Raw genomic sequence first — 22,831 nt, forward strand, 5'->3', positions numbered from 1 at the left:
TGATCGCGGCGGCCTGATAAGCTCGCGGCTTTACTCGTTTGCCCTATTGGCGCATGAACAAGGAAACAGGATGAAACAGCATCGGTTGGCAGCGGCGATTGCCCTGGTCGGTCTGGTACTCGCGGGCTGCGATAAGCAAGCCAGCACCGTTGAGCTGAAAACCTCGGCACAAAAAGCCTCTTACGGCATCGGCCTGAACATGGGCAAAAGCCTGGCTCAGGAAGGCATGGACGACCTGGATTCCAAAGCCGTAGCGCTCGGTATCGAAGACGCAGTCGGCAAGAAAGAACAGAAACTCAAGGATGAAGAGCTGGTAGCGGCCTTCGGCGATCTGCAAAAGCGTGCCGAAGAACGCATGGCCAAAATGAGCGAAGAGTCGGCAGCAGCTGGCAAGAAATTCCTCGAAGAAAACGGCAAGCGCAAGGAAGTGACCACCACGGCTTCCGGCCTGCAATACGAAATCATCAAGAAAGCCGACGGCCCGGTGCCCAAGCCGACTGACGTCGTGACCGTTCACTACGAAGGCAAGCTGACTGACGGCAAGGTATTCGATAGCTCGGTCGAGCGCGGCAGCCCGATCGATCTGCCAGTCAGCGGTGTGATTCCTGGCTGGGTCGAAGGCCTGCAATTGATGCACGTCGGCGAGAAGGTCAAGCTCTACATTCCGAGCGATCTGGCCTACGGTGCGCAAAGCCCGAGCCCGATGATTCCGGCCAACTCGGTGCTGGTCTTTGACCTGGAACTGCTGGGCATCAAGGATCCAGCCGCTGCCGGTAACGACGCCGCTGGTGCCGCTGGTGCGGATGAGGAAGAAGAAGCAGCACCGGCAGCAGAACCTGCCAAGCCTGCAGCCAAGAAGTAATCGATACGCCGATTACCGCTTGCACGAAATGCCCCGTCTCGACGGGGCATTTTCATTTTTGTCGAAAAAAAATCGAACGGGGTAGGGCACATACAGTCCCAATACCGTTGACGGATCGAGCGAATATCGGGATTTGTTGATTGATGCGTCAGGTTTCGATGTGCATCCGGTAGTCTCGACAAGCGCTCAAGTCAACGAATTTCTGCGTTTTCTTATGTGAGTAAAAAACGCGCGATTTAAGCCAGGGCCCGATAGTGCGGGCGTTTCAGGGCCGCAAAGCGGCTCTGTTCACAAGGTTATCCACAATTTGTGTGGATAACCTTTCGTGCGTACAGGGTGGCGCTTCCTGGTTGGGTTCTTCATCAGTGGCGATTGACCGATTGGTCGATTTTTATCGATATCGCTGGAGTGAAATATGAAAGCACCCTGGAACTTCATTCGTTATCTTCCCATGGCCAAACGCCTGATGGCGGCGGGCCGTTTGCCCGCGTTGTTGTTCGCCGTGGCAGGCAAGGCCGCCAGCGAAGGTAACCGGCTGGGCAAACTCAAGGACGATCTGAAACTGCTCCAGGCGTTGTGTCTGGCGTATTGGCGCGGCGAGTATCGGGCCATCAGCGGCAAGGCAATCCTGTCGGTGGTCGCAGGGCTGATGTATTTCCTGAGCCCGCTTGACGCCATTCCCGACTGGATTCCAGGTTTGGGCATGCTCGATGACATCGCCGTGCTGGCGTGGGTCATGAAGAATCTCGATGCCGAACTCAATGCTTTTCGCGCCTGGCGTGAGCGACAGAACCCGGAAAAGCTGGCGGTGGTCGAGCGACTGCCTGAAACGCCGAAACTGCTGGAGCGGGAGAAGAAGGATTAACACCCGTTTGGTCACGGCACATCAATATGCTGGCATGGCATAAGTCTGGCGCCCTCAGGCATGCCATGCTGCTACATGGCGAAGCAGGCCCGCTGTTATCGTCAATCTGTCTCAATCCCCATAAAAAACGTCGTTCCAGTAAAGACTCTGTCGGTTGGGCGTACGCCTTTGCGCCTCATCCGCTGTTAAGATGCCGCCAATATCAAGAAAAAAAGATTACAAGAGCCGGCTTTTTGTCCTACAGGGGGGGTGGTATGGATCTTCAGGTTATTTCTCGCGATGGAGAGCCAGAGTACGCGGTCCTGCCGTGGGCGCAGTATCAGGCCCTGTTGCAAGCGGCCGGAGTTTCCGAGCCGCAAATTTCAGTACCCGCTGCTCAGTCCGCCGACGCCACCGCTTCTGCATCCGCTGATTTCCCGTCATTCGACCAGCTAGGTGCGCTACGCCAAGCCAAGGGTATTGAAGCTGCCAAACTGGCGCGCGCTGTCGGCATCAGTCCTTCTTATCTGGAATTGATCGAGAACGGCACGCGTCAGCCCGATGCGGCCATTCGGCGAAGTCTGGCCTGGGAGCTGGGTGTGCCCGGCTGGCGAGGTGAGCCATGAGCGTGCGCATCAGCCGTCAGCATTGGGAAGCCCTACTTGCAGAGCTTGATCTGGCGCGTAAGCAGCGTCATCTGGTGACCTATCGCGCGCTGCTGGAACGCCTGCAACTGCCGACCCCGGCGATGCAGACCCTGACCGCCGCCCTCGAACACCTCGCCGCCCTCGACGCCCGCGCCGAACAGCCTTTGCGCAGTTCGCTGGTCATCAGCCAAGGCGCCAGCCGCCTGCCACGCACCGGCTTCTTCGAGTGCGCCGAACGCCTGAACCGCTTCTCCGGCCCCTCCGACGGCGTCGCCGCAGCCTCCTGGCACGCCGCGGAAGTGGCGCGGGTGTTTGAGTTCGAATATCCGGAAGAGATTAAGCGTGAATAAACACCATTTCTGGTGAGCGGCGGGAGGGGCGCATCAATATCCCCCGTTGAACCGCCGGCAGGCCACGCGGCGCATGAAGGTCTTCACATCGCAGGAATCAATTTGCTGGCGAAGGCGTCTGTTCAGACATTGCTGTATTGAATGTCCCACCGGTTCGCCAGCAAGCCGGCTCCTACAAAGGGGTTTGGCGTATGAAGATTCGCGTCGAGCCGGCCACGACAAATGGCGTCGGTGCGAATCCGGCGTCGAACCGCGAGCCTATAGGAGCCGGCTGCTGGCGAACGCGTCAGGCCTGATATTGCTGTATTGAATGTCCCACCGCTTTCGCCAGCAAGCCGGCTCGTACAAAGGGATTTGGCGTATGAAGATTCGCGTCGAGCCGGCCACAGCCAATGGCATCGGTGCGAATCCGGCGTCGAACCGAGAGCCTGTAGGAGCCGGCTTGCTGGCGAAGGCGTCAGGCCTGATATTGCTGTATTGAATGTCCCACCGCTTCGTCAGCAAGCCGGCTCCTTCAGGGCATGCGCGTATAAAATCCTGCGCCGCGCGGCGGACATTCACATACCTGAGATCGCTTGATTCAGCGCCGCCGTTGCTTCCATCTCCAGCGTATCGATCAGGTGCACGCTGGCGCCGATGACGTCCTTGGCGTGATGCTTGGCCTGGGACGCCAGTTCGGCCAGCTGACTGGCGTCCAGCGTGTTGCAGACTTGCGGATGCAGGTGCACAACGCCTACCGACAGCGACAGCAGGGGGAATTCCTGGCGTTGGCCCTGGCGGTTCAGGGCGACGAAGCAACCAGCCTCCAGGTGCTCGGCGCGGTAGAAGCGGCGGCACTGGTTTTGGAAGGCTTCCAACAGCATGTTCAGGCGTTTGCGCCAGTCCTCCGCGCCCAGCACCATCAGGAAATCATCCCCGCCGATGTGGCCGACGAAGTCGCGGCTGGGGTCGATTCGGTCATTCAGGCATTGCGCCAGACACAGCAGCACCTCATCGCCCCGGCCATAACCATAGATGTCGTTGAAGGGCTTGAAGCTGTCGATGTCGACGTAGCAGATCATCGACTCGCGCCCCTGTTGCAGCAGCCGCGTGAGGCACTGCTGGATCGGTACGTTGCCCGGCAGCAGAGTCAGCGGATTGGCATAGCGCGCCTGTTGAATCTTCAGTTCGGTGATCAGCTTGAGCACATCGATCACCCGGCCCAGTCCCAGGTATGCGCCGTTTTGCATGATGATGAAATCTTCTTCTATACGCTGCCGGGCGCGGCTGGTAATCAGCCGGCTGACCTGTTGCAGTGACTGGGTCAGCTCAACGGCGAGGAAGTCATCGCTCATCAATCGGCTGATCGGTTTGCGTGCATAGAGCTCGGTTGCGAACGGCTGCAGCAGCACGTCCGATAGCGAGTGGCGGTGGACGATACCGACGGGCTGCTGATGCTCGTCCAACACCGCCAGCGAGTTCAGGTTGGCCTGTTTGCGGAAGGCTTCCAGCACCGTTGCGGTGGGCGTGGTCTGTAGCACGGCCGGCGGGGTGTTGAGCAGGGCGCTGAGGTCGCTGCCTTCATCGTTGAGCGCGACACCGCTCGGATCGATCTTGGGCAGCAGGGTGCGGGCGTCGCAGGGCGGACGTTCCTGTGGGCGACATAGCAGATAACCCTGGACCAGCTCGACGCCCATGTCGATCAGTACGGCTAGTTCTTCCTGCAATTCGATGCCTTCGGCGATCACCAACGCGCGGGAGGCCTTGGCCATTTGCAGCATGGAACCGACGAACTCGCGTTTGACCGCATCCTGATGAATGCCATCGATGAAGTGCCGGTCGATCTTCACATAGTCCGGACGCAGTTCCGACCACAGGCGCAAGCTGGAATAGCCTGCACCGAGATCATCCAGCGCGATGGAAAAACCCATGTCGCGATAGTGATAGAGCGCGTTATACAGCAGCTCGAAATCATCGGTGGGGGTTTGTTCCGTGAGTTCGATCACCACCTGGCTTGGCGGGATGCCATAGCGCTGCAATAGCTGCAAGGTGCGGCCGGGTGGGTGCGAAGGCTCCAGCAGCGACTCGGGCGAGATGTTGAGGAACAGCTTGCCCTCAAGTTTCTGCTCGCTGAAGCGGCGACAGGCAGATTCGCGGCAGGCAAGTTCCAGTTCGCTCAGGCGACCGGCCTGGCGCGCCACGGCGAAGAGGTTGATAGGGGAGTGCAGCGCGCAGTTGGACGGTCCGCGGGTCAGGGCTTCGTAGCCGAGAATACGGCGATCCGGCAGCGACACAATCGGTTGGAACAAGCTGTGCAGGTCGCTATGAGTCAGGATCGCACTCAAAGCGCTCAGCTGTTCGGTCACGGTCATGGCAATCTCGGGGCAAGAAAAAGGGGCCCGACGCCTGGCGCCAAGCCCCTGTATTTCACGACAGATTCATGACTATTTGATGACTTTTTGCCATCATTCAGCATTTTTCATCGATGCTGATCTCGAATCTGCTACCGCCGGCGAGCAGGACCGCGACAAATCACTTCTTCGCCACGGACCCGCTCAGGCCCAGGTAGTCGATGAGAATCCGCCCGGTTTCCGACAAATACGCGTCGTCTTCGGGTTTGGTCTTGTCGTCGTCCACTGGCAGCGCGTCTTCGTCTTCTTTCTTCAGCTCCTTGAGCGGTTCCTCGCCCTTGGCCTTGCGCCGCACGTTTTCCATCACCAGCTGCTTGTTCTCGATGTCGGCGTGCTCGGTGCGGCGCTGCGCTTCGTTGAGGCTGACGGTTTTTTCGCTCATCAGTTTCTTGGCCAGCGCAAGCTTCTGTTCGACGAACACGAACTCGGCGTCTTTGGCCGAACGTACGTCGTGACGCGATTGCAACTGGGCAAGGAACGGTTTGAACGGGTCTACCGCCGGCTTGATCGCGGGCTTGATGGTGTCATAAGTCATGGCTTCCGGCAGCGCGCTTTCGCCGATGTCCTTGGTATCGATGATCGACGGATACGCGATGTCCGGCAGTACGCCCTGATGCTGGGTGCTCTGACCGGAAACCCGGTAGAACTTGGCCAGAGTCAGTTTCAGCTCGCCATGGTTCAGCGGCTGAATGGTTTGCACGGTGCCTTTGCCGAAAGTCTGGCCGCCAATGATCAGTGCGCGGTGATAGTCCTGCATGGCGCCGGCGAAAATTTCCGAAGCCGAGGCGGACAAGCGGTTGACCAACAAGGCCATCGGACCTTTGTAGAACGCACCGCTGTTTTCATCTTCGAGCACATCGACCTTACCGTCGGCGTTACGCACCAGCACGGTCGGACCTTTGTCGATGAACAGGCTGGTCAGCTCGGTGGCTTCCTGCAACGAACCGCCGCCGTTGTTACGCAGATCGATGACCACGCCGTCGACTTTCTCCGACTGCAATTCAGTCAGCAGTTTCTTCACGTCGCGCGTGGTGCTCTTGTACTCAGGGTCGCCAGCACGATAAGCCTTGAAGTCGAGGTAGAACGCAGGGATCTCGATCACCCCCAGCTTGTAATCCTTGCCGTCCTGATTCAGGTGCAGGATCGACTTCTTCGCTGCTTGCTCTTCGAGCTTCACGGCTTCGCGAGTGATCGACACGATCTTGGTGGTCTGATCGTTCGGCGCGTTGCTCGCCGGGATGATTTCAAGACGCACCACCGAGCCTTTCGGGCCACGGATCAGCTTGACCACCTCGTCCAGACGCCAGCCGATCACATCGACCATTTCCTTGTCGCCCTGGGCGACGCCGATGATCTTGTCGGCGGTGGCGACCTGCTTGGTCTTGGCGGCAGGACCGGCCGGAACCAGACGCACAATCTTGACGTTGTCGTTATCGCTTTGCAGGACGGCACCGATGCCTTCCAGCGACAGGCTCATGTTGATGTCGAAGTTTTCCGCGCTGTCAGGCGACAGGTAGTTGGTGTGCGGGTCGTAGGACATCGCGAAGGTGTTCAGGTACGCCTGGAAGATGTCCTCGCTGCGAGTCTGGCCCAGACGCGCGAGCTGATTCTTGTAGCGCTTGGTCAGGGTTTCCTGAATCTTCGCCGGGTCTTTACCCGCGATCTTCAGGCGCAGCACTTCGTCCTTGACGCGTTTGCGCCACAGGTCATCGAGTTCGGCTTCGTTCTTCGGCCATGGCGCGTCCTTGCGGTCGACCAGCAGGGTTTCCTGCGTGGTCAGGTCGATCTTGTCGACGCCTTTATCCAACTGGGCCAGCGCGAAATCCAAACGCGACTTGATGCGGTCCAGATAGCGCTTGTAGATAGTGAATCCCGGATTCAGATCGCCGCTCTTGAGGAAGTCGTCGAACTGAAAACGCCACTTGTCGAACTCGGCGATGTCGCTGGCCAGAAAATAACTGCGCGCAGGGTCGAGGAGTTTCAGGTAGCTCTGATAGATGATTTCCGAACGCTTGTCGTCCAGCGGCGGCTTGCTGTAGTGGTGGCGCTTGAGCAGCTCCACGACGTTCAAGCTCGCAATGACTTCATCGCGATCAGGCTGAAGATTGTCCCAGCTGTTGGCTGCGAACGAACTGGCGGACATTGGCAGGGCAGCCAGGCCAATGAGTAATGCAAGGGTGGTGCTGGGTAAAAAATGCTTCATGCTGATTCGACGCGGGGACAATTGATAACGCATATTAGGCCGTCTTTGAGGTCGCCGGTTCCTTTCGGGCTCCGTGAAAAACAACTGCGCTCGGCTACCTTGTACTGCCGTCGCTCGTGACGTAATTCACCCAACCTGATGCGAAACCCGGTCGCATAATGCAAAAAGCCCGTGCGCCATGAAGCGCATCGGGCTCAGTCAAGACTCACTATGGAGGCACCGTGAAAGCATTGCAAGGCGTTGAAGGTCATGTGGAATGGGTTGAACAGCCATCGCCAGCGCTTGATGTAGGGCAAGTCCGCATCAAGGTCGCTGCGGCAGGACTCAATCGGGCCGATCTGCTGCAACGGGCAGGTCTGTATCCACCACCCCCGGGCGTCACGGAAATCCTTGGCATGGAGTGTTCCGGAGTGATCGCCGAAGTCGGCTCCGGCACCTCATGGACGGTGGGAGACCGCGTCTGTGCGCTGGTTGCAGGCGGGGCGATGGCTGAAGAAGTGGTGGTCGACGCACGGCATGTTTTACCCGTACCAGAGGGTCTGTCGCTGCATGAAGCGGCGGGTATTCCGGAGGTCTATGCAACGGCCTGGCTCAACCTGTTTCAACTCGCGGGTCTGAAGCCTGGCGAAAAAGTGTTGCTGCACGCTGGAGCAAGTGGAGTTGGTTCAGCCGCCATTCAGCTTTGCAAGGCGTTTGGCAGCCCGTGCTGGGTCAGCGTCGGCTCGGCCGAGCGTCTGGCGTACTGCGAAGAGCTGGGTGCACAGGGCGGAGTGATCCGCAACGAGAGTCTCGATGGGCTGAGCGATTTCGCACCGTTCGACGTAATTCTCGACCCAGTAGGCGCCAACTATGCCGCGCTTAACCTGAAAGTGCTGGGCACGGACGGGCGCCTGGTGCTGATCGGTTTGATGGGCGGGCGAAAGGCTGAGGTGGATTTCGCTCAGGTACTGGGCAAGCGCATTCAGATTCTGGGCTCGACCCTGCGCAGCCGTGACGATCAGTTCAAGGCCGACCTGCTGAGCGACCTGGGTCAGCAGGTTTGGCCGCTGTTCACTGAGGGTCGCCTTAAGCCGCAATTGGCGCGCAGTTTTCCGATCAGCGAGGCTGAAGAGGCCTACGCGGAGTTGGCGACCAATCAGGTATCGGGCAAGGTGGTTCTGGTGATCGATTCCGATCTGACCTGAGCCCTGCCGTTCCATCCCAACCCGTCTCACCTCATTGCGTCGTGATCGACCCGATCGCGACGCCACTCTCAGTGCTTCTAAAAGCATTTGCTGAACCGACGAACGGTCGCAAAACCTGTCATTTCTGACAGTACCCAACTCGCACAAATCGGCGCTTAATCAATCGCAACTCAGCACACGAGAGCCTTGCCTGCGAGCTTGGAGATTGAGTTCAAGCAGGTTCCGCTGCCGGTACCAGAATCAAGGATGATGTCGCATGAACAATCTGTTTCAGGCCGATAGCCAACGCACCAACAACGGCCATTGGGTCATAACCGAGGAGTTTGGGGCGCCTGTCGTGCCGGACATTCTCAAGGATGATGAAGGCAATGAGGAGCCCGGAGGACTGCTGCCGCGAACGGCGCTGAACGCCGATCTGGAGGTCCTCATTCCACAGTGGGAGTTCGATCAGCATCGTTTGAACATAGTGATATTGTCTTGGCGACGCGCAGGCGCCCCATTCATCCAGGTGAGCCGCTTCACTTTCGAGCCACCTATTGCGCCCGGTGATAAACAGGTTGCCGTCCTCGAGTCGATGCTGGAGGAAGGTGTCTACGAACTTTCATACAAGATCTCGCTATCGGGTAACGACGGGCGGGAGTCGTTGAAAAAAACCGTCACCGTGGACCTTACCCCGCCCGACTCAGGACAACAGCCACGCGCGGTAGTATTTCCCCCAGAGCTGGCAGGCGTGATCTCGGAAGAGTACCTGGCCAGGGAGGGCAAGGTGGAGTGTGCGGTTCAGCCTTATTTCGAACTTCGGGCCAAGGACGTGGCGATATGGTACTGGAGCAATAGCAACCCGCCGCCTGATCTCGAAAAGGTCCAGGGCGAAGTCCTGTTTACTCAGGACGACATCGATAACGATCGCTTGATCATCCCGGTTAACGCGCAAGTCGTCAGGCAGGCCGGGCAGGGTATTCGCTATCTGTATTACAGGCTGCGCGACCTTGCGGGAAATTTAGGTCCGCGCTCGGTGTTGTCATCCATCACGGTAGATCTGACGCCGCCACCAGAAAACCTGAAACCGGCACGCGTTCCGTTGTCCATCCGTGACCTGATCGACCGCCAGCATGCCCGTGAAGGCGCGACCTCTGAGGGCGGTGTGACGGTCGAAATCGATCGCTACGACAACGCCGAGCCCGGCCATTTCATCATCATCGACTGGGATGGTACCGAGCTTGCCGAAGTGCCGGTCGTGCCCTCGGGATTCCCGCTACGCACCTATGTGCCCTGGGGCACGTTAACCGCCAGGGGCCTGGGCCCGATGACTGCGGAAGTGGATTATCAGGTACGTCGCGGCACGCTGCTGACACCTGCTCTGCTTCCGGTGTCGGTGCCGGTGGATTTGACCATCGCCGGTCAGGATCACACCAATGCGCCGGCGTTGTTGAACGTCACTCTGGACAAGATCGAGGTACGCGGTCAGTACTCCGACATACCCAATACCCTCACAGGCGCGGATTTCGGACTGGACGCGACGGCCACGGTTGCGCTGTTTCAGGATCCGCATCCCGGTGAGCGGCTGGAAGTGTTCTGGGGGCGCTCAGTGGCGGCGATCGCCGAGTATACGGTCAAGGCAAGCGACGTCGCCGGCCAGCCGATCTCCTTCACCATTCCCTGGTCGGCCATCGAGCCGGAGCTGATCAACCCTGCATTGCCGGTCTATTACCTTACCGATAACGGCGTCAACCAGCAGCTGTCACTGGAGACCAACGTCAATGTGAATATCGAGGTAATTGAAGACTTGACCGAGCCGTCGTTCCCCCATGCCGACCTTTACGGTTACCTCAACTGCGGGTCGGAGCCCAAGCTCTGGGAAGGGGTGACGGTGAGGGTTCCAGGCGACCCGCGCTTTACCGCGGGCGACCGCATCGAACTGGCGTGGCAAGGCTGCAAAAACCTTAATGGCACCGCTCCGATACCGGGGGCTTTCGCGACTTTTTCCAGGACGTTGGACGCCGCCGAGGCCAGCAATGGCTTCGATCATGTCGTGCTGCCCTTCGACACGCTGATCGCGCCTATGGAGGACAACGGTTCGGCCACGGCCCGCTACACCCTCTATAAAACCAGCGGTACGGTCGGGCGATCTCGCACCGATGTCGTCAAGATCACCCGGACCTATGCCTCTGGCGAGGTGTGTGGCCCGGACCCTGTTTCATCTAAGTAGCGCTCGGCGACGAGTCTCACTGAGCCCACTGCGAAGACCCCATCGACCGGGATGCTGGATAAGTTCCTCGGTCTGTTCAAGCATTAAACCTGCTGTCATCAACACGTGGAGAAGGACCGTCGGCCGGGATCATGCAGTACGTCGCCAATGGACTGAAAACCACTCAAGGAGGAAGCACCATGAGCTCTATTGATACCACCGAGCAAAGCGGGCCAGCCAAGGAGGCGCGTGACACTCTATTCGCGTCTCGCTCACTGCGGGTTCTCGCCAGACCAGCCCCTGAGTTTCACCCTGATAACCCACTATTGCCAGTCACCACCGACGACCCCAACCGTCAGTTGCCCGCAAGGTTTCAGGGGCAGACGTTGAAAGTGAGTATTCCGAAATTTGACATTGACGGTGTGGCAGGGCAGCGGGTTGTTGTGCGGCTGATATGGGACGGCGCGCTGTTGGGGAATAACACATGGCGATTCACCCTCCCCATTGAAGACAGCGAGTTTCCGGGCATGATCGCGTTATCGCCCAATCAGACGACGCAGCCAGGGCTCCACAGCTTGCAGTATCAGGTCAATGTGGAGGGCAACCCCGCTGCGTCCGATGCTCTGGACTTTAACATCGACCGTACAGCGCCCAACAACGGCGGGCCCGGTTCATTGGTAACGTTGCCGGCAGAGGTGGAGAGTAATGGCATCACCAAGGAGTATCTGGACGCCAACGGCGGGGTGCTCATCACGGTACCGGGCGATTATGCCGACAGGAAAATTGGCGACGCAGTGAACGTGTATTTCGGCAGATCCATCCCGTCGGCAGTATACGTAGGGAAGATTACTCGAACTGATACCACCAGCCCGCTGACCACTACCCTGACGGCGGCACAGATCGGATTGGAAGAGGGCGAGAAGTCGATTTTCTACACCCTGGAAGACAGGGTCGGAAACGTCGGCCGACCTTCGGAATACAAGCCCGTCGATGTCGTGTTAACCCCGGCTCCAGCTGGTTTGCGACCTCTGACCATTCCGCTGGCACCTCCCGGCGACGACTTGATAGATCCACAGGATGTCGTTACCGGGGTGGAGGTGGTGATCGAGCCCTACACCAACTTCGTTTCCGGCGATATCGTTGAAGTCGACTGGGGAGGAATCAAGGTAACGGCGATCGCTGTTGAAGGCTCGCAGACCTTCGTGCGCATTCCTTACCCTGCGTTGCTTGAAGGCGGTACATCGGGCACAGGACCCAAGCCTGTGGATGTGACCTACGCCATCAAACGGGCCAGAACCTACCCTGAAGGCACGGTGGTCGGAATCCAGGTCGATCTGCGCTCCCCAGGTCCTGAAAACCCCGATATTCCGGATCCGGTCAACCCACTTCTCGAAAAGGTCACCGTACGCGGCGCAGTGAGCGCTGTAGACAACATGCTGACTGAGGACGATGCCGGTCAGGACGCAACCGCGACCGTCGAGATTTACGAGCCGCACGTCGCAGGTGAAATCGTACAGCTGTATTGGAACTTTGTCCCAGTGCCGGCGCCCGGAGGTGTTTATGAGGTTGTGGGCGATGAGGCTGAGGCTCAACTCATTCCGTTTACCATCCCATGGGACATCATCGAGGCCGCTGGTAATAACTCGGCATTGCCGGTGCGCTACTCGATCACGCACCCGGACGTGAACAACGCCGAGGTGTTTTCGCCCGATCAGCCAGTGGAGGTCGCCGTTACAGTAGTCGCCTTGCCTGCGGTGAAATTCCTCAATCTGGACGAGGATTTCGGCAACCTTAACTGCAACTCGTTGAGAGAGAAGAGCGGGATTGGTTGGGGCGTGGAGATCCAGGTCGAGGGGGGAGAGCCACAGCTAGCCAACCAAGTACTGACCTTCAACTACACAGGGCACAATACTGCCGAAAACAGGGAAGTTACCTTCTCGTTTACCTATGAACCAACTCCTCAAGAGGCCACTGCGGGATTCATTGTGTTTCTGGAGTACGAACCGCTGCGCGATACTCGAAACGGGCCTGGCACTATCGAGTACACGGCGGTCGTTGACGGTTTCACTCGCAAGTCACCTAAAGACACCGTACCGGTGTGGATGGGAATCGCGGGTGCACCGGGTGCAACGTGCGAACTGAATCGCTCAGGTAGTAGTTGATAACTAGTTGAACAAAGAAGGGGGGCAACTTGTACTCCCCTTTTTTGTTGAGGCAATAGCGAATCGGCTGAGCAGCCAGTTGCGTTATCTCTATTTATACTAACTCCGCTCACTTAACTGAGCATACTTATAATCTTGTGATGCCCAATATATAGGCACCGCTCGAGTGCGTCCGGTTGATGATGTTTTTGGTAGGAAAAGTCCTACAGGTCGGTAGGACTTGTCCTGCATTTTTTCGTCGGCTTTCTCTATATGTTTTTTCGTCACTGAATTTCCAGTAGCGAATCTTTCCGATCGCTCTACATTCCATCGGACTTTAAGATATGAATCCAATTATGTCCCCGACGCCTAAAAGGCGTGTTTCTCCCAAGTTTTCCCTCTCCCCAGGCTGGAGTGCTGCACTCACTGCCATTCCCTTCTTGTTACTCACGCCTGTCGCGAGTGCACTTACCATCATCTCCAATGGTGATGTACTGAATATCGACGAAAGCATCCCGCTCGATGACTACTCCGTTACTGGTTCAGGCAGTACCCTGAATGCATCCGGGGCGAATCTTGCGTACGTGACACTTGTGTCGGGGGGCACCTTCAATATGAATGGGGGCACCGTGAATGCGGGTGATATAGGGACTGCCGTTGAGCTGGCCAGTTCTTTCGCGACTATCAATAACGCAACCGTCTCCAGCGACGAAATAGGCTTGTCCGCAGGCAGGGAGCTGGGCAATGAAGGTTCTCGGGCTCAGGTGACCGGCAGCACGATCGAAGGTGGGGAAATAGGCGCTCGGGTTACCGGTCTGAGCACCTTGCAACTGGACAACAGTCGTCTGGTGGGCAGTGGCGCTAATGGTATCGGCTTGCGAGTGCAGGGGGGGAACGTCCTTGCCAGTAATGCCTCGGCCATCAGCGGTGCCAATCATGGGGTGGTGTTCGCCCGAGATACGCCTGAGGCATTCGGTGACTACCGACTGACCCTCGACAACTCAAGCGTGATCGGTACAGCGGGCGCCGCCATTCAGGTAGCTCAGGGCGTCACAGGCAACATCGAGGTGCTCAATGGTTCCACGCTAAACGGTGGAAATGGCAACCTGCTCCAGGTTGAAAGGGATGCGACTGCCAATATGCGGGTTGCAGGCAGCGCCTTGACCGGTAACGTACAAGTCGCGCAGGGCGGCAACGCCAGCCTCGCATTTGACCGTGCACAACTAAACGGCAATGTTGCAGCTGCCGAGGGGGCCAACGGTACGTTGTCGTTGCAAAACGGCTCGAGTCTGACGGGCACAGTCACCGGAATCGGTACGCTTGCCCTGGACGCCAGCTCGTTGACTGGCGACGTCAGTATGGCGAACGCGGGCTCGGTCGTACTGGGCAACCGCTCGGTCCTGGAGGGGAGCATCATTGGCAGCGATGACGTGCGCCTCGATACCAGCTCAATCAGAGGTGATGTCACCTCGGCGACCGCTGCGGGTGGTGTCGCCCTGCGTAGCGGTGCAGCGCTCAACGGCAATGTGAAAAGCAATAATGTCAGTCTTGATGCCAGTTCGTTGAGCGGCAATATCACCTCACTAGACGGGGTGGGCGCGGTTTCACTGCAAAGAGGTTCGATTTTCGACGGCAATCTGATCAACGTAGATAGGGTGACCATTGGCGATAGTTCGGTCTGGAACATGGCGGGCAACAACAGCGTTAACTCGTTGGCGCTTAACGACGGCGTGGTGAAGTTCGGTGCGGCCAACGAGTTCTATCAGCTCAATGTCGGCAACCTCACCGGCAACGGCACTTTCATTATGGATGCCGACTATGCGACCAATCAGCACGACACCCTGAACGTTACCGGTTCCGCGACGGGCAGTCATACCTTGCTGATCGCAGGGTCCGGGGTCGATCCGGTGTCCCCCGAGCCTTTGAACGTAGTGCGCACGGCGAGCGGCGACGCGACCTTTGCCCTGGCCGGTGCCCGTGCTGTGGACGTGGGCGCTTATTCTTACGAGCTTGCGTCCAGCGCCAATGGCAGTGGAGGATCGGACTGGTTCCTCGATCCAAGCACCCGCACCATCAGCCCTGGTACTCAATCGGTCCTGGCCCTGTTCAATACCGCGCCGACCGTCTGGTACGGCGAGTTGACCTCGCTGCGCAGTCGCATGGGTGAACTGCGTTTCAACGGCGGCAAGGCTGGAGGCTGGGTGCGCACGTACGGCAACAAATACAACGTCGATCAAGCTTCCGGAGTGGGTTATCAGCAGACGCAACAAGGCTTCTCTCTGGGTGCGGATGCGCCGTTGCCGATCGGCGACGGCCAGTGGCTGATCGGCGTGCTGGCAGGTCACAGTAAATCGGATCTTGATCTGACTCGCGGCACCTCCGGTACAGTCAAGAGCTACTACGCGGGCGTTTACACCACCTGGATGGATCAGGCCAGCGGCTACTACTTCGACGGCGTGCTCAAATTAAACCGTTTCCGCAACGATTCGAAAGTCAGTATCAGCGACGGCACTCGCGCCAAGGGTGATTACGACAATGTGGGTATGGGCGGTTCGGTGGAATTCGGGCGCCATATCAAACTCGACGACGGTTACTTCGTTGAACCCTACACCCAGCTTTCGGCCGTGGTGATTCAGGGCAAGGATTACCGCCTGGATAACGACATGCAGGCCGAAGGCGATCGCACTCGCTCCTTGCTGGGCAAGGTCGGCGTCACCGCAGGGCGCAATTTCACGTTGAGCGACGGCAAGATCGTGCAGCCTTATGTTCGCGTGGCGGGTGTGCATGAGTTTGCCAAGAACAACAAAGTTCAGGTCAACAACAACGTGTTCAACAACGATTTGTCAGGCTCTCGTGGCGAGTTGGGGGCTGGTGTCGCTGTGGCCTTCAGTGACCGTCTGCAAATGCATGCCGACTTTGATTACTCCAATGGCGAGCATATCGAGCAGCCATTTGGGGCTAACGTGGGATTGCGCTATAGCTGGTGAAACAGCGCGTGACGAAGAGCCCACTGAGCGTTGAGTCGCTCAGTGGGCTTTTTTCTAGATGGCAACGACGTTGCAGTATTGCCCGCCACCCAGGAATACCTTGGTCGACACATTCGCCCAGCCGCCGGTCACCAGGTTCTTACACTCTACCGTCCAATAACCTGAGCCTGGGCTGGTTGACCAGTACAAACGATTACCCATTGGCCAGCGGCCCGAGTACGCAGAGGCAATCTCATTTAGTTCAGCATGACTCGGTATCCGCTTGCCCTGGCTTGCAGCGGCACTCAATGCATGCGGATAGAGGCTGTTCCCTAGCCCTATGACCTGAATCACATTGCTGACTCTGACCGTGTATGAGCCGGAGCGCCCTTGTCCATCTCTGACCGTGATGGTTGCGCTGCCGTTTCCGCGGGAGATGATCGTGCCATTGGTGCTGACTCTCACCACCGACTGATTACTCGAGGTGTAGGTGTAGGGCGTCACACCACTGCTAGGCACACGGGTGTAAGTAGTGCCGCTGGGCCAACTGACTGGATCGAGAGCTGGATAGGCTGGAAGGATATAAACCCTGCCGTTCAAATTAACTTGCGACCGATCCAGTACAAAGTCTGGCACGGGAGACCTGACGGTGAAGGTGCGGGTATTCGATGACATCCCATCGCCATATTGCGCAACGGCCTTGAGACTGTGATTGGCCACAGCCAACCCGGACACGGAATGGCTCCAGTCACCATTGTCGTTGACCGCCGCGTTGCCCTTGGACGTCGCTCCGTCAAATACTTCAACCGTCTCATTGGCACTGGCTTTGCCCGACGCCGTTACTGTCGTATCTGTCGTTGAACCTCCGTTTGGGACTTCCCCTTTGGTATCGCGGACACTGGACAGCGTAGGTTCTACGCCCGCTCTGATGGTGAAGTCCCACGCCGACGATTCCGGCCCGCTACCATCCAGCGCTCTGGCCCTGATGCTGTAATTTCGTACGCTGAGGCCGGTCAGATCAACCGTCCACGTCCCGTCGGCGGTTACGCGCGTCTTCGTCAGCGAAGTCGTTCCATCGATGATCTCCAATTCGCCTTCTATCGTTCCAGTCCCGCTGAGGGTCAAGTTTCTATCCAACGTCGTTCCACCGTTGGCCACTTCACCTTTGGAGTCCTTCACGCTGACGATGACAGGGATTACCCAGTCATGGTGAAGTTTGAACTCATAAACCGTAGTGGGGAGCGGCAGCGCACTGCCCTCATCGGCCACATTGCTGAACGCCACTTTGCAGATGACGTTGAGGGACGTGTCCTGTCCCAGTTTTTCCAGCTCTGTGCGCAGGACAGTCTCGGACAGGCCGGAGCCGACTTGCGCACCTGTCAGTTCCGAGCCATCGAGCAGGACGATTGACTGCGGCCCACCGTTCTCGGTTTCACCTTCCAGGCGCAGCCAGACCCGTTGGCCGGTCGCGATGAAAGGCCATTTCTCCACTGTCGTCGTCGCGTTGCCGGCAAAGGTCGCCAGGTTCAGGATCTTGGTTTGCGCGTTGGCCTGGGTAATGATCGGCGCGGGCAGTTGGCTGTCGGGAATGGGCGTCACGTCGAGCAGCAGAAACTCGGATTGCTTCTCTGTCGTCGAGCGCTTGACCTTATAGACCACGCTGACCTGCTGACCGATGTTGGCGCCGATGACAGACGCGGGGATTGGAAAATCGACCTGGCCGCTCGCCGAGCCCGCCACTTGTTGGTCTGCTGGCGAACCCCCTCCAGGGCTGCCCAGCCAAGTCAGCGTGATGAGGTCTTCCGGGTCCATGCTGGCGTAGCGCACGCGCACGGTCGCCCCGTTAAGGGCCTGCATCGGGTTCAGCATCGTGCCATTTGCTTCAAGCACTTGTGGCGCAGGCAACTCGCCGATCAACTTGCCGATGGTCAGGTCCAGCACCTGTGAATACTGGAAGTTACCGGTGCTGGCGAGTTTGAGGCTATAGAAGATCATTACGATTGTGTTCAGGCTTGGCTCGATCAGCGACCGGGGAATGTAGAAGGTCACGGGTTGCCCTGCGATCGGGTGAGTGATGGGGATCGAGTCTTGATAGGTGCCGTCCGGAGATTCGGCCTGCCAGTACCAGGTCAGGAGATCGCCCGCCGCGGTGCCGGTATACGGCACGCGCAAGGTGGCGTGAATGGGTACCAGTTCCGGATCCAGAACGCCTTCAGGTGCCTCGTCCACGGACGGGGCGGGCAGCTCGGCATGCCGTTGGGCAACACTCAGCCGCAACTGGTCCGAGACGCGAACATCCAGCGTGCCCAAGGCATCGTTTGAGACCTGGTAACTGACCGCGAGCGTGCCGTTGGCCAGGATGGCGATGTCGCGTTCGGGTACCGGAATATAGATCACATCACCCACCTCATTGGCCGAAACGATGTGCTGGCCTTCGTAGAGGTGCGGCACGCCGTTCTCTTGGGTACCTCGCCAGATCATGTCGATAAGGTCGCCGTTGGCCATTCTCTCATACACGGGAATCTGCGCGTGGGCCCGCTCCAGCGTCGGGTCCAGCGTGTTGCCGACGGCCTCCAGCACAGCGGGAGCCGGCAGCGGAATCTGGCCAGTAACCCTGGCGGTCGCGCGTTTCGAGGACTGAGGCGGGTCACCATTGGCTTTGGTCAGCACATAGGTCGCCCGACCGCTGCCGCCATTGATCGCCCGGATATCAGCGTTGGGTACATTAATCTCCAGGATGGACGGAATACTGCCGACGCTAACCGCTTTGGTGTAGATCACCGGCGAGCCCGACGCAGGTGTGCCAAGCCAGGTTAGGGTGACGGTGTCGTTGCGCTCGAACGGAGCGCCCGTCATCACGATCTGTACAGCGACATCGTCTGCTCCGAGCCGTCCGAGGTCGATCACGCCATTGAACGCGTTCTTGATTACCGGCGCGTCGAGGCGGTGGGCGCCAGCTTCAACGTCCACCAGCGTTTGCCGCGACCAGTCCGAAGAGAAGTTCCAGACCTCGTCGTACACCTGATAGCGCACCACCAGATGGCTGGCATCCCCTGCCGCGAGGACGGTCGCCTGATCCACTGTGATCACGATGGGCTGTGTGCCGGCAGCTTCGGCGGGGGTGACTCGGTGGCTCAGCGGTACATCACCCCATACCAATTCGATGGTGTCGTGTGCCGCGCGGCCAGGATAGGCAGCAATTTGCGCCGGAATACCGCGCTCGGCCCAGCTGGCGTCCACGCCATTGTCGATCACCTCCTGGGGCAGACGCGGTGCCGCGAGTTCCGAATGACCGGGCAGATGTGGTTCCTTGTCCAGCCCTCCCGGGAAATCGAGCTTGACCCTGATCCGCAAGCCCGCTGAATCTTCGGGCGTGCTGGGGCCCTGGCGCGTCAACCGGAAGTAAACGTTCTCGGCCCAGCCCACCGCGATGGGCTGGGTATCCAGCAAGAAAAACATACGCTCGTTGAGATCGGCGGGCCCCACATCTCCTTGCGCGATGAGTTCGGTGTCCCAGTAGAGGTCGACATGATCGCCCACTGCCATGCCCGGCCACGGATCCACGGCGGCCAACATGCCATACGGATCGTTCACGATGCTGAAATTGACACCGCCGTCGCCGTCCTCGACCGGCTTCACCATGCCAGCGATCAATATTGGTCGCAGCGCCATGGTCGAGGGGTCTCGGTTGACGGGAGGAAACAAGGTGGAGGTAAACCGTTGCATGGTCGCATTCCTTATGAGGGTACAGATCCTTGATGAGGTCAGCTCGCTGCCTGAACTGGCCGGGCAATGCGCAAGCAGAGAGGGGCAACTGCTGCCCCTCCAGTTGCCGTCTGATTGTCCCGTTGCTCAGGAATAGGTGACAGTGCCGGAGACGGTTACCGTTGTATCAGGGGTCGTGCCGCCATCGGGTATCGAAGTTCCTTTGGAGTCCTTGACGTCCGTAATGGCAATGGCTTTGACGCTGATAACCGTAAAGCTGCGCACCGCCGATTGCGCGCCGTCGCCATACTGCGCGACGGCCTTGATGGCGTGGTCGCCCGTGGTCAGCCCGTTCAGCGGTTTGGTCCAGGTGCCGTTGGCGTTGGCCGTCACTTTCCCCTTCGAGACATCGCCATCGAAGATTTCGACCTCCTGATCGGGCGATGCCGTGCCCGTGACGTTAACGCTGGTCTCGAACGTGGTGGCGCCGGGGCGGATTTCGAGGTTGTTTAAATCTTTGATACTGCTGATGGTGGGCGGATCGAGCTGCTCTGGCCGCCCGACACTGAAAGCAGTCAACTCCGAATCACTGCGCCGGTTATCCTCTTTGCGAATCACCCAGTAGGACGCCTCGACAGTGCCGCCTTCGTTTGGCTTGATCAACGAGCCGCTGATCGTGAAGTCGATGGGAAGGTCTTTCGTCCGCTCGCCGACATCTACCCAATCTGAGTATTGACCGCTCGCGCTGCCATTCCACAAACAATGCACTTGGTCACCGACGGCTTTGTGGGTGTAAACCGGTGCGGTCAGTATCGCCTGTACCAGGGCGGGGTCCATCACACCGTCTACCACGCCAGACACGGTAGGCGCTGGCAGTTCCGCCTTGGGCTCGCCTACACGCAACAGCGGGAGACGAGCGGATTCGCGAATGACGGTCGATCCATCGACGTATTTTTCCAGCAGGTAATACAGCTCCAGCGTGCCGCCCTCCACGGCCTTCAAATGGTTACCCTCGACCTGGATGGGAATAGGCTGTTTGCTGGCAGCCTCGCCATTGGAGATGACTTTGATCGGCAGCTCCGGATCATAGATGGTTGTATCGGGACGGATGCCGACCCACTTCAGGATGATCACGTCGCCCGCCATCATGCTGTTGTCCCACGGCACTTCGACTAGGGTGTTCGCCAGGTCGGGGTCGATGGCACCTTGTGCGGCGTCCTTGGCAATCGGCGCAGCCATGCGCACAGGCTCGCCGACCACCTGAATGAACGCGCCCTTGGACTTCGCTTCGGCACCATCCTGACGGATCACACGGTAAGAAAACACGACCTGGGTCTTGGCCAACTGCCGGATGATCGGATTGGGGACAGGTATCTCGTAGATAGTTGGCAGGTTATCGACCAGCTCTTCCGGCGCTTCGTAGTCAATCTCGATGCCTTCGATGCTGGTACCCTTGAGTCTCACGACGATCTTGTCGCCCTTGTTGAAATCGGCGTTGAGGGTCAGCACATTTTCCAGCGTTTCACGGCCCAGTGAGGCCCTGGAGATCGACGATTCAAACTGGTTCTTGAGCTCTGCGCTCAGCACACCGCTTCTGGTCTGGGCGACGACCTGAACGATGGCTGGCTGGTCGCCAAGGGCGTCCAGGTCCAGGACGTTGTCTACAGTACCTTTGACTAGCGGGAAGCCCAGACGCGAATTTCCTGTGTCGACGACGATGCGAGCCTCCGCGGCCCAGTCTTCCGAGCGATTGTGCACCAAGTCATAAACTTCGTAGGTCACCGCCAGGCCGTTCGCCCCCGAGTCGCCTGCGGCCACGATGGTGGCTTCATCTGCGATGATGACGATCGGTTTGCCGATTTCTTCCTTCAGCACTTCGTGAAGGACGAACACCCCGCCCCAAGAGAGCTTGATCTCGTCCAGTTCAGCCATATTTGGATAGGGCTGAACAGTAATTTGCACGCCTTTCTTCGCGGCTTCCGCGTCTACACCATCATTGACGATATCTTCGGGCAGCGAGAATGTCAGTTCGGAATGACCCGGGTTATCACCGTCCTGATCCTGCCCTCCGGGGCGATCGAGCTTGACGTAAATGTTCCTCTCGGCAGAGTTTTCCGGAACCTGACCCAGACGTCTCAGGATGTACTGGAGGGTTTTTTTCTGACGACCAGCTTCCAGTCTCACGGCCGGGACAAAGGTGGTGACGCGCTGACCCGCCTCGCCGGCCTGGATGCGCTCGCTGGCCACTTCGCCGTTATCGAGCAGCACGCTGACGCTGTCCCCCACGCTCATGTTGGTCCATGCCTGGATGTACAACTGCAGCCCGTTCTTGGGAAAGTTGTCCAGCGCCGCCCCATGGTTGATCCCCCATAGGTCTTCACCTGGCTCGGCGGGCGGGCCGCCCAGCCGGATGCCGCCGGGGATCTCGGGTGGTACAGCCTCATAGGTCGAAGCGGAGGAAGTGGAGGTGTCTGGAGGTGTTGTTGCCATGGCGGTTGACTCCTGTCTGTGTATCGCAGAAGTCATTGAGCGCCGCTTTGGGATCTTTGCCTACTGTCAGAAATGACAGGTTTTGCTGCCGTTTGTCGGGCCGTGTTGCACGGGTCCAATACCGCCAGAGCGCCTACTTCCAGCTATGAATCGGCCAACCCGCCTTTTCTGCTGCTTCCCTGAGCACCGGATCGGGGTTGACCACATGGGGGAAATCGACCCTCTGCAACAACGGCAGATCATTGCGCGAGTCTGAATAGAAGCTGGCCCCCTCGAGGTTTTCGCCCTCCTGATCCAGCCATTCCAGCAGGCGGATGATTTTGCCTTCGCGGTAGGTGAGCACGCCGCGGGTTTTGCCGCTGTAGACGCCGTGGGCGATGTCCAGGTCGATGGCCAAGACTTCATCGACGCCGATGCGTTCGGCGATGGCCTGCACCAGATGCACACCGGACGCGGAGATAATCAGAATGCGATCGCCTGCGGCGCGATGCTCGGCGATGGCCTTGGTGGCGTCGCTGAAGATGATCGGCTCGATGAAGTCCTCCACCCACGGGGCTACCAGGAAATCCACTTCTTCAGGCGTGCGGCCAATCATCGGCTCCAGGCTGAAGGCCATGTAATCCTCCATCGCCAGATCGCCTTTGCTGTAGGCCTCCATCAGCTCGTGGTCTTTTTTCATGAACGACTCAGGATCGACCCAGCCCAGACGCCCCATCTGCTCGCTCCACAGGCTGGCGCAATCGCCGTGAATCAGGGTTTCGTCCAAATCGAATATGGCCAGTGCCATGGTGTAAATCCTCTTAATTCGGTACGTACAGATCCATGGAGAACCTGGACCCTGTGGGAGCGAATTCATTCGCG

12 protein-coding genes and 2 pseudogenes are annotated in these 22,831 nt (G+C 58.6%); 9 read left to right on the forward strand and 5 right to left on the reverse strand.

Annotated elements, in window-relative coordinates:
- Positions 1-70: 70 nt before the first annotated feature.
- The 5 genes and pseudogenes from ACRER8_RS07905 (at position 71) to ACRER8_RS07925 (ending at position 2,703) form a co-directional block, all read left to right on the forward strand.
- Positions 71-862, forward strand: a complete 792-nt coding sequence (locus tag ACRER8_RS07905) for an FKBP-type peptidyl-prolyl cis-trans isomerase (protein ID WP_431745783.1) — start codon at positions 71-73, stop codon at positions 860-862.
- Between the two features lie 415 nt (positions 863-1,277).
- A complete protein-coding gene (locus ACRER8_RS07910; protein WP_431745784.1) occupies positions 1,278-1,727 on the forward strand; it encodes a YkvA family protein in 450 nt (149 codons plus the stop codon).
- A gap of 254 nt (positions 1,728-1,981) precedes the next feature.
- Positions 1,982-2,078: pseudogene (locus tag ACRER8_RS07915) on the forward strand (transcriptional regulator); the annotation flags it as partial.
- A gap of 65 nt (positions 2,079-2,143) precedes the next feature.
- Positions 2,144-2,332: pseudogene (locus tag ACRER8_RS07920) on the forward strand (helix-turn-helix domain-containing protein); the annotation flags it as partial.
- Positions 2,329-2,703: a hypothetical protein gene (locus ACRER8_RS07925; RefSeq protein WP_431745785.1), complete on the forward strand. Its 375-nt coding sequence runs from the start codon at positions 2,329-2,331 to the stop codon at positions 2,701-2,703. The pseudogene ACRER8_RS07920 and the gene ACRER8_RS07925, both read left to right, overlap by 4 nt.
- Positions 2,704-3,260: 557 nt before the next feature.
- On the opposite strand, the gene ACRER8_RS07930 is transcribed toward ACRER8_RS07925, so the two are convergent.
- Together ACRER8_RS07930 and ACRER8_RS07935 are read right to left on the reverse strand one after the other, a co-directional pair.
- A complete protein-coding gene (locus ACRER8_RS07930; RefSeq protein ID WP_431745786.1) occupies positions 3,261-5,054 on the reverse strand; it encodes a bifunctional diguanylate cyclase/phosphodiesterase in 1,794 nt (597 codons plus the stop codon).
- Between the two features lie 160 nt (positions 5,055-5,214).
- Positions 5,215-7,296: a carboxy terminal-processing peptidase gene (locus ACRER8_RS07935; RefSeq protein ID WP_431745787.1), complete on the reverse strand. Its 2,082-nt coding sequence runs from the start codon at positions 7,294-7,296 to the stop codon at positions 5,215-5,217.
- A 221-nt stretch (positions 7,297-7,517) separates the two neighbouring features.
- On the opposite strand from ACRER8_RS07935, the gene ACRER8_RS07940 reads away from it, so the two are divergent.
- The 4 genes from ACRER8_RS07940 (at position 7,518) to ACRER8_RS07955 (ending at position 15,796) form a co-directional block, all read left to right on the forward strand.
- A complete protein-coding gene (locus ACRER8_RS07940; RefSeq protein ID WP_431745788.1) occupies positions 7,518-8,480 on the forward strand; it encodes a zinc-binding dehydrogenase in 963 nt (320 codons plus the stop codon).
- Positions 8,481-8,736: 256 nt separating this feature from the next.
- Entirely contained in the window at positions 8,737-10,689 is a 1,953-nt protein-coding gene (locus tag ACRER8_RS07945) for a hypothetical protein (RefSeq protein ID WP_431745789.1), read from the forward strand.
- A 179-nt stretch (positions 10,690-10,868) separates the two neighbouring features.
- On the forward strand, positions 10,869-12,830 hold the full coding sequence (locus tag ACRER8_RS07950; protein WP_431745790.1) for a hypothetical protein: 1,962 nt from the start codon (positions 10,869-10,871) through the stop codon (positions 12,828-12,830).
- A 608-nt stretch (positions 12,831-13,438) separates the two neighbouring features.
- Complete coding sequence (locus tag ACRER8_RS07955; protein ID WP_431745791.1) at positions 13,439-15,796, forward strand: autotransporter outer membrane beta-barrel domain-containing protein; 2,358 nt, start codon at positions 13,439-13,441, stop codon at positions 15,794-15,796.
- A 54-nt stretch (positions 15,797-15,850) separates the two neighbouring features.
- Here ACRER8_RS07955 and ACRER8_RS07960 read toward each other — a convergent pair whose 3' ends face one another.
- The 3 genes from ACRER8_RS07960 to ACRER8_RS07970 form a co-directional block, all read right to left on the reverse strand.
- Entirely contained in the window at positions 15,851-19,501 is a 3,651-nt protein-coding gene (locus tag ACRER8_RS07960; protein WP_431745792.1) for a hypothetical protein, read from the reverse strand.
- Between the two features lie 126 nt (positions 19,502-19,627).
- Entirely contained in the window at positions 19,628-21,970 is a 2,343-nt protein-coding gene (locus ACRER8_RS07965) for an Ig-like domain-containing protein (RefSeq protein WP_431745793.1), read from the reverse strand.
- 133 nt (positions 21,971-22,103) lie between these two features.
- On the reverse strand, positions 22,104-22,757 hold the full coding sequence (locus tag ACRER8_RS07970) for an HAD family hydrolase (RefSeq protein ID WP_431745794.1): 654 nt from the start codon (positions 22,755-22,757) through the stop codon (positions 22,104-22,106).
- Positions 22,758-22,831 lie beyond the last annotated feature (74 nt).

The organism is Pseudomonas sp., from assembly GCF_050739935.1.
GTDB lineage: Bacteria > Pseudomonadota > Gammaproteobacteria > Pseudomonadales > Pseudomonadaceae > Aquipseudomonas.